Here is a 12,273-nt window from a genome sequence, read left to right on the forward strand (position 1 = left end):
TGCTCAAGGTGCACCCGCATCTCCTGTTGTTTACTACATCTCCATGCACAAGTGCGGCGACGGGTGGTTGACGCAATCCCGTCCTTCGAACTCCAGGTAGTAGCTCGCCTTGGTAATGCCTTCCTGTTTGGCTTGCCCAGCGATAACCTGCGGGCCATTTCCGTATGCCGAATGGAAGGGGAGCAGGTCGTAGCTCAAGGCATCGCCATTACCCACATTTGCGTATATCCAGGCATTCACCGCGTTAGGATCCGCAACTCGGATCACGGTGCCTGTCCTGACCCATGAAAACGTTTGGGACGCGCTGATTGCACCGGTAGCGACGTTCTTTACCCGGAGTACCGCATTGCCCGTGGCAGGATACGGTATGGTTGATCCGGATGTATCCAGCTCAAACGTGGCGGCATCTGGGAGTACGCTGAGAGACGAGAGCAGGGAGTTGTAGATGCTCCTCTTCCCACCACCGTCCCCTTCCCAGATAACTTCCATACCCGCCTTGCACTCTCCGCCACCTGCTTGTTTTCCACTGCACTCGCCATAAGCTCGAACACTCTTCAGGGTGCAACCTGTGAACAGAAGTGCGCTTCCCAATGCGATAGTGGAGGCGGCCAGTATGCTCTTGGAATTCATTCTCATGCTAGATCTCTCCTTGGTCTAGAAGGATGCGTGGTCCACCGTGGTTTCGAAACCACGCGGAGCAGTTGAAATGAGATCGACAGAGGTAGATGTGACTTCGGTCTTGGAATTGAGTATCCGTCGGTGTCGTCGAGTATCACTCTCGGAAATGAGGCGCGCGTGTGCGAGTGCAAGGAAGCATTCCACAGCGAAGTAGAATCCGGGCGTTTGTGCAGAAGCTCTCGCCAGCTACCTCCCACCCACCTGCAACGCCACATACTCCGCCAAACCACGGCAGGCCAATATCAGCCCCTCGCGCGCACCATCGCCGATATCGTCTTTCTCTTCCCCATCCACGCGCACGCGCTCAGCGGCGTGATACAGCTCCAGCAGCGACACCAGGCCAACCGCAGCGCGGTCCCGGCGTGCGGCGGCCACGGCCGGGCCGGGTGTGCTGGCGGGCCCCGTCCACGGCTGTCCGTCGGCGGCATCACCGGCGCGGATGCGCTGCAGGCAGCCGGGAAGATTGATCGGCGCGGGCGCTTCGTTCGCAGCGGCGAAGGCCGCTTCCAACGGCTGCGCCAGTTCCGGCGGCAGGCGCAGGGCAGCCTCGCCCAGGGTTGCGGTCAGGTAGGGGTGATGGGCGTTGGACATGCGGGCATCCTCGTCAGGAACAGAGGTGCCGCCACGATAGGGTGGCGGGCGATGCGTGGCTTCCAAGACCGGGTCAACGAATCGGCGGGCACGAGGCCCCCACGCACCGCCCGCCGTCGATCGGCTAACGGATTGCCAGCCGGCGCCGTACTTGGGAGGACGACGCCGGCTGGCAAGCGTATACATCGTTGACAACACGGGCTTGGAAGTCCCGGCCACCCTTGCAGGTGGCGATTCATCATGCGCACGTGAAATCACCGCCTGCCAGTCGTTTGTTTCGATGGCATCGGGTGATCTGAAAGGAAAAATGAATTATCGCGTTTGGCCCGTTTCGAGCATCGCAATGCCAGAAGCGACATTTCGCGCGGGGCTGCAACCAACGATGAATCCTGGTGCGTCATTGCGGTCGCACGGCCTTTCATGGCCCAGGAAATAAAGCTGGCTTAACTTCCCCGGCAGGGCTTCCAGAACACCCTACCAGACATGAATCCCCACGCGCGCTACCCGGAAATTGATATTCCTCACGGACAGCCCGCAGCGCTGCACCGCATACTGCCGCCACACGCCCATCCTGGGCCCCTTCGGGATCCGCACATGCGTCGCCATGCCCTGTCGCTTACCGTCGCACTGTTGTCCACCGCTTTCGTTACCCCGGCCATGGCCGCCGTGCCGTTCTTCAACGCCCGCTGCCCAGGCGGCATCGATGTGCACGCCGACGATGGCGGGCCGGTCTACGTGCAGGGCCGCGAGGCCACGCTGAAGCGCTTCAACGACCGCTACTTCGAAGCACGCGATGCCAACAGTGGCATCACGCTGTCGATCAGCAGCAACGAGGACGGCACGCCGCAGATCAGCTACACCGGCCGAGGCGGCGCCAATGGCATCTGCCAGGTCAGTGCCAGCGGAACGCCCGCACCGTCTGGACATCGTGACCACCGTCGCCACGATGACGACAACGACGCGGCGCTGCCGCGCGAAGTCACCTGCGAATCCACTGGCCAGCAGCAGGTGTCGTGCGACATGGATACCCGTGGCAACGTGGAAATCGTGCGCCAGCTCAGCCACACCCGCTGCGAACAAGGCCAGAACTGGGGCCCGTCGCGGCATTCGGTGTGGGTGAATGGTGGCTGCCGTGCGGTGTTCCGCAATGTGTCCAAGGCGGCCAACAGCGCGCCAGCGGGCGATACCGCGCTGGGCTCCTGCAATATGCGCAAGGGTGCGCAGGGCACGCTGGTGACCCAGATGCCGGTGGGCAGCGATTACCAGGAACTCATCATCGATTATCCCGATGGCCGCTTCCTGTGCATGATGCGCAACAACGGCCAGGTGCAGAGCGTGACGCCGGTTCGCCGCCGCGGCGGTTGAGTTCGTCGCAGGCTGGGACCTCCGTCAGCCGCCTGATGTTCGCAGCAACACCCATGCCAGCATCAGGGCGAACATGCTGGCGAACGTCAGGCCAAACCACAGCGCCGCCACCTTCACGTTGCCGATCAACGCTGCCAGCATCCGCTGCGGCTCGCTTTTCAGGATCGGATATTCGGCGTGTGCCTTGCGCAGACGCTGCCAGCCAAGCCCAAGGAACACCAGGATGGAGAACGGCACCACCAGCAGCGTCGCCTGCATCAGCCAGCCATTCGGCGACGCATCGATCGAGTTGCTCAAAAAAACTGCGAAAACGGCGATGGGCAGCGCCACGGTGAAAAAGCGTGGCCACGCGGTATTGATGAAGGGCGACATCGCAATCTTCCATGAGGGGCGGCTGGGTCCGCGCGGCATCATGCCATGCCAATGTCCTGCTGCACCGCCGCGAGTGGTGTCACATCCCTCTGGCTAGACTGTGCTTCTTTTTCCCCCGCAGGAGGCACCCATGGCCCATCCCATCTCCGTATCCCTGATTGGCGTTCCCACCGACGTGGGTGCGGGCCATCGTGGTGCCCGGCTTGGCCCGGAAGCGCTGCGCGTGGCGGGCCTGCCGGAGGCGCTGGAGGCGCGCGGCGTGGACGTGCGCGACCTGGGCAACCTGGATGGCCCGCGCAACCCGTGGACCGCCCCGGTCGAGGGTTACCGCCACCTGGATGAAGTGGTGGCGTGGAACCATGCACTGATGGAAGCCAGCTACGCCGAACTGCAGGCTGGCCGCATGCCGATCATGCTCGGCGGCGACCATTGCCTGGGCATCGGTTCGATCACCGCCGTGGCGCGCTGGTGCCGCGAACAGGGCAAGACCCTGCGCGTGCTGTGGCTGGATGCCCATTCGGATTTCAACACCAGCGATGTGACCCCGTCGGGCAACATCCATGGCATGCCGGTGGCCTGCCTGTGCGGCCTCGGTCCGGACGCGCTGACCCGCCTGGGCGGCACGTCGCCGGCGATCACCCCGGCGCAGATGCACCAGATCGGCATCCGTTCGGTGGACCCGGAAGAGAAGCGCCTGATCAAGACCCACAAGGTGGATGTCTACGACATGCGCTACATCGATGAGAACGGCATGAAGCGCGCGGTGGAAGCGGCGCTGGCCGGCATCGACGAGAACACCCACCTGCATGTCAGCTTCGATGTGGACTTCCTCGACCCGAGCATCGCGCCGGGCGTGGGCACCACCGTGCCGGGTGGAGTGAACTACCGCGAGGCGCAGCTGGTGATGGAAATGATTGCCGACACCGGACGCATGGGGTCGTTGGACATCGTCGAGCTCAACCCCTTGCTGGACAAGCAGAATGCCACCGCCGAACTGGCCGTGGACCTGGTCGAAAGCCTGTTCGGCAAGTCCACGCTGATGCGCGACTGAGCGCCGGGCCTGAACGGATCGTCGATCCGTTCACACCCGCTCCACGCCGCAGCCGCCAGATTGCACTTCACGCGGCGGCGGTGGGCGTTGGCCTTCTCCCGCCGAGCGATAGAACCCCATCCGCGAATGAAGCGGTGTAGCGGCGAACCCAAGGAGAAGCCCATGAAGCGCGTAGTTGCCCTGATGCTGTTGTCGATGTTCTCGGTGGCCCTGCTGGCCGGTTGCAACACCGTTGCCGGTGCCGGCAAGGACGTGCAGAAGGCCGGTGAAAAGGTTGAGGACGCCGCCAAGGGCAAGTGAGCCCGGCGCGGATTGGAAAGCGGAAAGGCCGGGAATCTTCCCGGCCTTTTTTGTGCGCGCTGTTTGCCGCATGGCTGTCGAAGCGGAGTGAACCATTCAAGCAGGTGAGCATGTATTTCATTGCCGGTTGACCGGTATTCAACGGGCGCCACGCCAAGCTGGAGCCACGGTAAGAACGCCGTTGCAACCAAGGACTCCCAGCAATGAACAAAGACATCATTTCCGGCAAGTGGTCGCAGCTGAAGGGCAAGGCCCAGGCCAAGTGGGGCGATCTGACCAACGACGACTTCGATGTGGCCGAAGGCAATGCCGAATACCTGGCCGGCCGCCTGCAGGAACGTTATGGCTGGGCCAAGGACCGCGCGGAGAAGGAAGTGCGCGAGTTCCAGGACGCCGTGAGCAAGGACTACCCGGACTACAAGTAAGCACTTCGGCTTCCCCCACAGCACGACGCCCGCACCGTAAGGTTGCGGGCGTTGTGTTGTCTGGGCGGGACGATCAGCGCGCCGGCGGGTCCGGCACGTAGCGGTTCGGGAAGGCCTGTGGTTCGCGCGGCAGGCGCGACGGCGAATCCACCAGGATGCCGCGTGCGCGCAGGTTGCGGGCGCTGTCGTAACGCAGCTGCAGTACCTGTGCGGGGCTGCGGCTGGCGCGTTCGAAGTCGGTATCGCGCACCGAAGACTGCTCGCGTGCACCGTGGCCGGTGCCCAGCGCTGGCGCCTGCGACTTGCTGGCGTAGCCCTCGATGCGGCTGCTGCTGGCGCTGGCATCGGCCGATGCTTCCGCCGCCGGGGCTGGCAGCGGCAGGCCACGGCGCAGGATCGGATCCGGACGCCAGCGGCGCGCTTCCTCGAACACCGCTACGCCCACCACGCCGATGTTGTCCGGGCGGCCGGTGCGGCTGGCATAACTGCCGCTGGGGCTGCTGAACACGAACTGCGCCACTTCGTCCTGGCTCTTGCGCCAGCCGGTGATGTCGGCGCGCTGGCCGGGATTGAGCACGTAGCCGGTCTGCGAAGGATCGGCATCTTCGCCGGAGATGGCGTTGACGCCGTCTACCGACAGCACCACCAGCACCCGGCGCGGGCTGTCGTTGTACAGGCGCACGGCGTAGCGGTGGCCGCGCTCGCCGGCCACCCAGCGCTGGCCCTCGGCGGGGTAGCTGCGCAGTTCGGTGCCGCGGTCGCGGTCGACCAGGGCCATGCGCACGGGGCCGCCGTCGTACACCGGCGGCGGCATCGGGGCCGGGCGGAAGCCGGCCAAGGGCAGGATCAGCAGCAGGGGCAGCAGGCGTTTCATCGGGCGTCTCCAGCGGGGTTGCGTGAATGAACGCGCCGCAGGCCCTGACGGGGTTGGTGGCGTGCAAGGTAAACTGGCCCCGTTCATCGAAGGTTACCCCACGCAGTCATGACGACCCGAGTCCTTACCGGCATCACCCCCTCCGGCACGCCCCACCTGGGCAACTACGTTGGCGCCATCCGTCCGGCCATCGCGGCCAGCCGCGCGCCGGGGATCGAGAGCTTCTTCTTCCTGGCCGACCTGCACAGCCTGATCAAGTCGCAGGACCCGCAGCGCACCCAGCGCGCGACCCTGGAGATCGCGGCCAGCTGGCTGGCCTGCGGCCTGGACCCGGAACACGTGTGGTTCTACCGCCAGAGCGACATCCGCGAGACCACCGAGCTGATGTGGTTCCTGACCGCCATCGCCAGCAAGGGCATCCTCAACCGCGCGCACGCCTACAAGGCGGCCGTGGACAAGAACCGCGAGGAAGGCGTGGACGAGGACGCAGGCGTCAGCGCCGGCCTGTTCATGTACCCGGTGCTGATGGCCGCCGACATCCTGATCTTCAAGGCCAACCAGGTGCCGGTGGGCCGCGACCAGATCCAGCATATCGAGATGGCGCGCGACTTCGCCCAGCGCTTCAACCATGTGTACGGCAAGGAGTACTTCCCGCTGCCGGACGTGGTGATCGACGAGCAGGTGGCGACGCTGGCGGGCCTGGATGGCCGCAAGATGAGCAAGAGCTACCACAACACCATTCCGCTGTTCGTGCCGCGCGAAGAGCTGAAGAAGCTGGTGTTCTCGATCCTGACCGACTCGCGCGCACCCGGCGAGCCGAAGGACACCGAGGGCTCGGCGCTGTTCCAGATGTACCAGGCGTTCGCCACCCCGGAACAGACCGCGGAATTCGCCAACGCGTTCGCTGCCGGCATCAGCTGGGGCGATGCCAAGCAGCAGCTGTTCGAGCGCATCGACAGCGAGCTCTCGCCGCTGCGCGAGCGCTACAACGCGCTGATGGCCGAGCCGGAGAAGATCGAGGCGCTGCTCAAGCGCCGTGGCCAGCAGCTGCGCGAGCAGCTGGCGGCACCGCTGCTGGACGAGCTGCGCCATGCGGTCGGCCTGCGTGATCTGTCCAGCGCGGGTGATATCGCCAGCGAGGATGCCGGCGTGGCCCGCGTGGCACCGCCGCTGTTCAAGCAGTACCGCGAGAAGGATGGCCGCTTCTACTTCAAGCTGACCGCTGGTGACGGCACCCTGCTGATCCAGAGCGAAGGTTTCGATTCGCCGCGCGATGCGGGGCAGTTGATTGCCGTGATCAAGCAGGCCGAGCAGGGTGACCAGTTGCAGAGCGAGCTGTTCAAGCTGGACGCCGAGGTGGACGCCGTGCTGGCTGCCCTGGCCATGCTGCGCGAAGCGTAAGGGGTAGTGCCGGCCGCTGGCCGGCAACTCCATGGAAAACGCCGGCCAGCGGCCGGCACTACCACGGCACTTGCATAGGGAATGCCGGCCAGCGGCCGGCACTACCCGTGAACGAAGGTCATGGCATGATGTCCGCGCGCCTCCGGCGCGATGACATGGAGTCTGCGATGGCCTGGTTGTCGCTGCTGCTGTTCCTGCCCTGGTTCCTGCTGCTGGGCAGCCTGTACTGGCTGTTCCCGCGCCAGCCGCGCACCGCGCGGCGGCGCCTGTTCGACAGCACCACCCTGGTGCTCGCATTCGCGCTGAGCATCGTGTCGATGCTGTGGGGCTACCGCATTGGCGTGGTGCAGCCGGGCGCGGGCCCGATCTGGCCGCAGGTGCTGGCGGTGCTGTACGCCTACGGCGCGTTCCTGGCGGTGCTGGTGTTGGCCCTGTTGCTGCGGCCGCGGTTCGCATTGCGCTCCGGCTGATCGGTAGTGCCGGCCGCTGGCCGGCACATGCATTCTCCTGGCTATCCCGAGGTTGCCGGCCAGCGGCCGGCACTACCCGACCAAAGCCGCATCGAACCCGGGCCGCCTGCGCGCCTACCATGGGGGTCTGTTCCCGATCCTGCCAGGTGCGTGCCGATGACCGCCGACCCCAGCATCCACACCATCGATACCGGTTTCCAGCGCCCGGATTTCGACGCGGCGTATCTGATCGTTGAAAACGGCCGTGCTGCGTTCGTCGACTGCGGCACCGGCCTGTCGGTGCCGGCGATGCTGCAGGCGCTGGCGGATGCCGGCCTGGGCGTGGAGGCGGTGGACTGGCTGCTGCTCACCCACGTGCATCTGGATCATGCAGGCGGTGCAGGCCTGCTGATGCAGCAGTTGCCGAATGCGAAGGCGGTGCTGCACCCGCGCGGTGCGCCGCACATGATCGATCCGACCCGCCTGATCGCGGGTGCCACGGCGGTGTATGGCGCCGAAGAGATCGCGCGCAGCTATGGTCGCATCGAGGCGATTCCGGAGCACCGTGTGGTGGCGGCCGAAGACGGCCACCGCATCGATCTGGCCGGCCGCGAGCTGGTGCTGCTACATACCCCGGGCCACGCGCTGCACCACTACTGCGTGTGGGATGCGCGCAGCCGCAGCTGGTTCACCGGCGATACGTTCGGCATCTCCTACCGCGAGCTGGATAGTGCGCAGGGTGCTTTCATCTTCCCCACCTCATCGCCGGTGCAGTTCGATCCGGAGGCGATGAAGGCCTCGATCCGGCGCATGCTCGATTACGCGCCGCAGGCGATGTACCTGACCCACTACGGTCGTGTGGAACAGGTGGAGAAACTGGCCGATGACCTGTTCGAGCAGATCGATGCGATGGCCGCCATCGGCCGCCAGTGCGATGGCCGACCGGACCGCCACCGCTGCCTGCTGGCCGCACTGCAGGCGCTGTACCTGGAACGTGCACAGCTGCATGGCTGTGCGCTGGACGATGCGGCGGTGACTGCGGTGCTGGCGATGGACATCGAACTCAACGCGCAGGGCCTGGCCTGCTGGCTGGACCGCATCAGCAGGTAGATCCACGTCATGCGTGGATGACGTGGACCCAGGCTGCGCCGTGATGTCACGACCACGTTACACTCTGGTGACTTCCAAGCTAGCCGTGGTACTGCCGTGAATCCGATGCGCGTGTTGCTGCTGTCGTCCTGCCTGTTTGTCGGTGGCCTGGCCCATGCGGCCAACGACCTGCCCGGCGGCGGTATCGATCCGCAGGCACTATCGCGCCACGTGCATGTGCTGGCATCGGATGAATTCGAGGGCCGCGCGCCGGCCACCGAGGGCGAAGAGCGCACGGTGCAGTACCTGATCGAGCAGTTCCGCAGCTACGGCCTGCAGCCGGGTGGCGTGGATGGCAGCTGGGTGCAGCCGGTGCCGCTGGTGCGCGCACAGCTGGAGGGCGCGGCCAAGGCCAGCCTGTCGCTGAAGCAGGGCAAGCGCGCGCTGGCCAACGGCGTGGACGTGACCCTGCAGAGCCTGCAGCCGCGTAAGCGCGTGCAGATCAAGGATGCGCCGCTGGTGTTCGTCGGCTACGGCATCGACGCGCCGGAACGCCAGTGGAACGACTACAAGGACGTGGACCTGCACGGCAAGATCGCCGTCGTGCTGATCAACGACGCCGATTTCGAAGCCGATGCGCCGGGCGCGTTCGACGGCAAGGCGGTGACCTACTACGGCCGCTGGACCTACAAGTTCGAGGAAGCCGCGCGCCGTGGCGCCGAGGGCGTGTTGATCGTGCACGAGACCGCACCGGCCGCCTATGGCTGGGCCACGGTGAAGAGCTCGGGCACTTCGCCGCTGTTCGACATCGAGCGCGGCCAGGCCGAGGCGATGGCCCAGCACACCCCGCTGCGTGGCTGGATGCAGCGCGAACTGGCCGAGGCGATCTTCGCCGACGCCGGCCTCGACTTCGATGCCGAGAAGCGCAAGTCGATGCGCGCCGACTTCCGTCCGGTGGCGCTGGACAACGCGAAGCTGAGCGTTGATTTCGCGCTCAAGCGCGAGCAGGTGGTGACCCGCAACGTGGTGGCCAAGCTGCCCGGTGGCGAGCATGCCGACGAGGCGGTGATCTTCTCGGCGCACTGGGATGCCTTTGGTATCGGCCAGGCCGACGCCAAGGGTGACCGCATCCGCCGCGGTGCGATCGACAACGCCACCGGTGTGGCCACCGTGCTGGAACTGGGCCGGGTGTTCGCCGCCGGCCCGCAGCCGCAGCGCACGCTGTACTTCGTGGCTCTCACCGCCGAAGAGAAGGGCCTGCTGGGTGCCAGCTACTACGCCGCGCACCCGCTGGCGCCACTGGACAAGACCGCCGCAGTACTGAACATCGAGATGTTCAGCCCGGATGGTGCGACCCGTGACATCGCGTCGTGGGGCAAGGGCCGGGTCTCGCTGGAAGGTGACCTGGAACGCGTGGCCAAGGCCCGCGGCCGCAGCTACAGCCCGGACCCGAATCTGGAAGCCGGCTTCTTCTACCGTGCCGACCACTTCGCCTTCGCCCGCCTGGGCGTGCCGGCGATCACCATCGGCCCGGGCCTGGACAAGCTGGACGGCGGCGTTGAAGCCGGCCGCGCGCTGCGCGAGAAGTACTTCGCCGACTGCTACCACCAGGCCTGCGATGCGTGGACCCCGAGCTGGGACCCGAGCGGCCATGCCGCCGACACCCTGCTGGTCTACGACCTGGGCGCCGAGCTGGCCAACAGCCGCCGCTGGCCGACGTGGGAAAAGGAATCGGAGTTCCGCGGCGCGCGCGACAAGAGCGAAGCGGCCCGCCGTTGAGGTAGTGCCGGCCGCTGGCCGGCAACTCCCTGCTCTTTCCGGAGGTTCATGAGGTTGCCGGCCAGCGGCCGGCACTACCGAAAGAGGTGGCGTTGCCGGCCAGCGGCCGGCACTACCTGCGCCGGCGCAGCAGCTTCCACGCGCCCCAGCCACTGGCGGCGAGCGCTGCCAGATAGCACGCCACCATCGTGCGCAGTCCAACCGGCGACCCTGCATTGATGCCGCGATGCAGGCGCAGTTGCAGCGAGCTGTGGCCGCTGCCCAGGTCCACCGCCAGCTGCAGCGCCAGCGCGGCGCAGAACACCAGCAGGGCAATCCCGAATCCGATGCGCGGCCACGCGGCCTGCGCGTTGGGGCGGCGCAGCAGCCAGGCCAATGCCGTGGCTGCGGCCAGCGTCGCCGCGATCCACATCAATGGCGTGGCGGGAGACGCAGCGGCCACCGGCAGTGCACCGGTGGCCGCGATCAGGGCAACGCGCTTACTTGCGGGTGCCGTCGAGCCAGTTCGGGCCCTTGTTGGTAAGGAAGAACACATAGACCACCAACGATACCGCGATCGTCGCGGTCACGTAGATGGCGAACCAGTCGACGTGGCCGGTCTTCAGCGCGCCCTGGTACAGCAGCGGGGCGGTGCCGCCGAACAGCGAGTTGGCCAGCGCATAGCCCAGGCCCACGCCCAGTGCACGCACGTGGGTGGGGAACAGCTCGGCCTTCACCACCGCGTTGATCGAGGTGTAGCCGGTGAGGATGACGAACGCCAGCGCCAGGGTCAGGAAGGCCAGGGTGGCGTCATGCTGGTGCGGCAGCTGGGTGATCAGGTACCAGCTGTACAGCACGCCGCCGACGCCGAAGAACACCAGCAGGGTCTTGCGGCCGATGATGTCCGACAGCCAGCCGCCGACCGGCTGCAGCACCATCAGGAACGCCAGCACGCCCAGGTTGATCAGCGTGCCGGTCATCGGATCGTTGCCGGCGAAGGCGCTCTGGATCATCTTCGGGCCGTTCACCGAGTAGGTGTAGAAGGCCACGGTGCCGCCAGCGGTGATCAGGAAGCAGAGCAGCAGCGGCCGCCACTGGTGCACGAACAACTCGTACATCGAACCGGACTTCTTTGCCTTGCCCTCGCGCGCGGCCTCGATGGACGACTCCGACAGCGACTCGTCCATGCCACGGCGCAGCCAGAACACCACCACCGCGGCGATGCCGCCGATGCCGAAGGCGATGCGCCAGCCCCACTCGGAGATCTCCGGCTTGCCCCAGAAGGTCAGCATCAGCAGCAGGGTCAGCTGGGCCAGCACGTGGCCGCCGACCAGGGTGACGTAGTGGAAGGAGGACAGGAAGCCGCGACGGCCGGGAATGGCGGCCTCGGACATGTAGGTGGCGCTGGCGCCGTACTCGCCGCCGGTGGCAAAGCCCTGCAGCAGGCGCGCGAACAGCAGGATGACTGCGGCCCAGATGCCGATGCTGGCGGCGGTGGGGGTGATGGCGATCAGGAACGAGCACAGCGCCATCAGCGTGACCGAGACGGTCAGTGCCAGGCGGCGGCCATGGCGGTCGGCGAAGCGGCCGAAGAACCAGGCACCGATCGGGCGCATCAGGAACGTGGCGGCGAAGATCGCCCACACGTACATCGTGGAGTTCTTGTCGTCCGGCGAGAAGAACTGCGATTCGAAGTACACGGCGAACACCGAGTACACGTAGACGTCATACCACTCCACCAGGTTGCCGGCGGAGCCTTTGAGGGTGTTGGAGATCGACCTGCGCAGGGCAGCGCGGTCGTTCGCGGGTACGGCAGGTTGGGACGTGGTGCTCATCTGGGTGGGAATCCTCGATGCGGCGCGTCCGTGCGCAGGGAAAACGGCGCACGGCCTTGGGGCGGCGCGGCCGGGCAGCCCTCTT

14 protein-coding genes are annotated in these 12,273 nt (G+C 66.2%); 8 read left to right on the plus strand and 6 right to left on the minus strand.

Annotated elements, in window-relative coordinates:
• Nucleotides 1-33 precede the first annotated feature (33 nt).
• Together ACSYS9_RS01320 and ACSYS9_RS01325 are read right to left on the minus strand one after the other, a co-directional pair.
• Nucleotides 34-636, minus strand: coding sequence for a hypothetical protein (locus ACSYS9_RS01320; RefSeq protein ID WP_143048254.1), 603 nt, complete (start codon nucleotides 634-636; stop codon nucleotides 34-36).
• A gap of 228 nt (nucleotides 637-864) precedes the next feature.
• Nucleotides 865-1,269 (minus strand): hypothetical protein, encoded by a 405-nt coding sequence (locus tag ACSYS9_RS01325; protein ID WP_071229400.1) that lies wholly within the window; start codon nucleotides 1,267-1,269, stop codon nucleotides 865-867.
• Between the two features lie 594 nt (nucleotides 1,270-1,863).
• On the opposite strand from ACSYS9_RS01325, the gene ACSYS9_RS01330 reads away from it, so the two are divergent.
• Nucleotides 1,864-2,634 carry a DUF3011 domain-containing protein gene (locus ACSYS9_RS01330; RefSeq protein WP_071229399.1) on the plus strand — a complete coding sequence of 257 codons (771 nt, stop codon included), beginning with the start codon at nucleotides 1,864-1,866 and terminating at the stop codon, nucleotides 2,632-2,634.
• 24 nt (nucleotides 2,635-2,658) lie between these two features.
• Here the strand turns inward: ACSYS9_RS01330 and ACSYS9_RS01335 are convergent, their stop codons facing one another.
• Nucleotides 2,659-3,006 carry a hypothetical protein gene (locus ACSYS9_RS01335; RefSeq protein WP_071229398.1) on the minus strand — a complete coding sequence of 116 codons (348 nt, stop codon included), beginning with the start codon at nucleotides 3,004-3,006 and terminating at the stop codon, nucleotides 2,659-2,661.
• Between the two features lie 130 nt (nucleotides 3,007-3,136).
• Here ACSYS9_RS01335 and rocF point away from each other — a divergent pair, with 130 nt between their 5' ends.
• The 3 genes from rocF (at nucleotide 3,137) to ACSYS9_RS01350 (ending at nucleotide 4,782) form a co-directional block, all read left to right on the plus strand.
• Nucleotides 3,137-4,057 (plus strand): arginase, encoded by a 921-nt coding sequence (gene rocF / locus ACSYS9_RS01340; RefSeq protein WP_004153767.1) that lies wholly within the window; start codon nucleotides 3,137-3,139, stop codon nucleotides 4,055-4,057.
• Nucleotides 4,058-4,219: 162 nt separating this feature from the next.
• Nucleotides 4,220-4,357, plus strand: coding sequence for an entericidin A/B family lipoprotein (locus ACSYS9_RS01345; RefSeq protein WP_014035659.1), 138 nt, complete (start codon nucleotides 4,220-4,222; stop codon nucleotides 4,355-4,357).
• Nucleotides 4,358-4,560: 203 nt separating this feature from the next.
• Nucleotides 4,561-4,782, plus strand: a complete 222-nt coding sequence (locus tag ACSYS9_RS01350; RefSeq protein WP_004153772.1) for a CsbD family protein — start codon at nucleotides 4,561-4,563, stop codon at nucleotides 4,780-4,782.
• Between the two features lie 73 nt (nucleotides 4,783-4,855).
• Here the strand turns inward: ACSYS9_RS01350 and ACSYS9_RS01355 are convergent, their stop codons facing one another.
• Nucleotides 4,856-5,656, minus strand: a complete 801-nt coding sequence (locus ACSYS9_RS01355) for a hypothetical protein (protein WP_071229397.1) — start codon at nucleotides 5,654-5,656, stop codon at nucleotides 4,856-4,858.
• A gap of 108 nt (nucleotides 5,657-5,764) precedes the next feature.
• On the opposite strand from ACSYS9_RS01355, the gene ACSYS9_RS01360 reads away from it, so the two are divergent.
• The 4 genes from ACSYS9_RS01360 (at nucleotide 5,765) to ACSYS9_RS01375 (ending at nucleotide 10,374) form a co-directional block, all read left to right on the plus strand.
• Nucleotides 5,765-7,057 carry a tryptophan--tRNA ligase gene (locus ACSYS9_RS01360; protein ID WP_071229396.1) on the plus strand — a complete coding sequence of 431 codons (1,293 nt, stop codon included), beginning with the start codon at nucleotides 5,765-5,767 and terminating at the stop codon, nucleotides 7,055-7,057.
• Nucleotides 7,058-7,224: 167 nt separating this feature from the next.
• Nucleotides 7,225-7,527 (plus strand): hypothetical protein, encoded by a 303-nt coding sequence (locus tag ACSYS9_RS01365; RefSeq protein WP_065724234.1) that lies wholly within the window; start codon nucleotides 7,225-7,227, stop codon nucleotides 7,525-7,527.
• A 156-nt stretch (nucleotides 7,528-7,683) separates the two neighbouring features.
• On the plus strand, nucleotides 7,684-8,616 hold the full coding sequence (locus tag ACSYS9_RS01370) for an MBL fold metallo-hydrolase (protein ID WP_071229395.1): 933 nt from the start codon (nucleotides 7,684-7,686) through the stop codon (nucleotides 8,614-8,616).
• 105 nt (nucleotides 8,617-8,721) lie between these two features.
• Entirely contained in the window at nucleotides 8,722-10,374 is a 1,653-nt protein-coding gene (locus ACSYS9_RS01375; protein WP_071229394.1) for a M28 family metallopeptidase, read from the plus strand.
• 112 nt (nucleotides 10,375-10,486) lie between these two features.
• Here the strand turns inward: ACSYS9_RS01375 and ACSYS9_RS01380 are convergent, their stop codons facing one another.
• Together ACSYS9_RS01380 and ACSYS9_RS01385 are read right to left on the minus strand one after the other, a co-directional pair.
• A complete protein-coding gene (locus ACSYS9_RS01380) occupies nucleotides 10,487-10,786 on the minus strand; it encodes a hypothetical protein (protein WP_071229393.1) in 300 nt (99 codons plus the stop codon).
• Nucleotides 10,787-10,853: 67 nt separating this feature from the next.
• A complete protein-coding gene (locus tag ACSYS9_RS01385; RefSeq protein ID WP_071229392.1) occupies nucleotides 10,854-12,188 on the minus strand; it encodes an MFS transporter in 1,335 nt (444 codons plus the stop codon).
• Between the last annotated feature and the right edge of the window lie 85 nt (nucleotides 12,189-12,273).

This window comes from Stenotrophomonas sp. STK17_22, assembly GCF_051983905.1.
Classification (GTDB): domain Bacteria; phylum Pseudomonadota; class Gammaproteobacteria; order Xanthomonadales; family Xanthomonadaceae; genus Stenotrophomonas; species Stenotrophomonas maltophilia_A.

What these genes read in the sequence shown, in the direction of transcription:
- ACSYS9_RS01385 (WP_071229392.1), bottom strand. Translation starts at nt 12,188, where the DNA reads ATGAGCACCACGTCCCAACCTGCCGTACCCGCGAACGACCGCGCTGCC.
- ACSYS9_RS01330 (WP_071229399.1), top strand. Translation starts at nt 1,864, where the DNA reads ATGCGTCGCCATGCCCTGTCGCTTACCGTCGCACTGTTGTCCACCGCT.
- ACSYS9_RS01355 (WP_071229397.1), bottom strand. Translation starts at nt 5,656, where the DNA reads ATGAAACGCCTGCTGCCCCTGCTGCTGATCCTGCCCTTGGCCGGCTTC.
- rocF (WP_004153767.1), top strand. Translation starts at nt 3,137, where the DNA reads ATGGCCCATCCCATCTCCGTATCCCTGATTGGCGTTCCCACCGACGTG.
- ACSYS9_RS01360 (WP_071229396.1), top strand. Translation starts at nt 5,765, where the DNA reads ATGACGACCCGAGTCCTTACCGGCATCACCCCCTCCGGCACGCCCCAC.
- ACSYS9_RS01325 (WP_071229400.1), bottom strand. Translation starts at nt 1,269, where the DNA reads ATGTCCAACGCCCATCACCCCTACCTGACCGCAACCCTGGGCGAGGCT.
- ACSYS9_RS01320 (WP_143048254.1), bottom strand. Translation starts at nt 636, where the DNA reads ATGAGAATGAATTCCAAGAGCATACTGGCCGCCTCCACTATCGCATTG.
- ACSYS9_RS01380 (WP_071229393.1), bottom strand. Translation starts at nt 10,786, where the DNA reads ATGTGGATCGCGGCGACGCTGGCCGCAGCCACGGCATTGGCCTGGCTG.
- ACSYS9_RS01370 (WP_071229395.1), top strand. Translation starts at nt 7,684, where the DNA reads ATGACCGCCGACCCCAGCATCCACACCATCGATACCGGTTTCCAGCGC.
- ACSYS9_RS01365 (WP_065724234.1), top strand. Translation starts at nt 7,225, where the DNA reads ATGGCCTGGTTGTCGCTGCTGCTGTTCCTGCCCTGGTTCCTGCTGCTG.
- ACSYS9_RS01345 (WP_014035659.1), top strand. Translation starts at nt 4,220, where the DNA reads ATGAAGCGCGTAGTTGCCCTGATGCTGTTGTCGATGTTCTCGGTGGCC.
- ACSYS9_RS01375 (WP_071229394.1), top strand. Translation starts at nt 8,722, where the DNA reads ATGCGCGTGTTGCTGCTGTCGTCCTGCCTGTTTGTCGGTGGCCTGGCC.
- ACSYS9_RS01335 (WP_071229398.1), bottom strand. Translation starts at nt 3,006, where the DNA reads ATGTCGCCCTTCATCAATACCGCGTGGCCACGCTTTTTCACCGTGGCG.
- ACSYS9_RS01350 (WP_004153772.1), top strand. Translation starts at nt 4,561, where the DNA reads ATGAACAAAGACATCATTTCCGGCAAGTGGTCGCAGCTGAAGGGCAAG.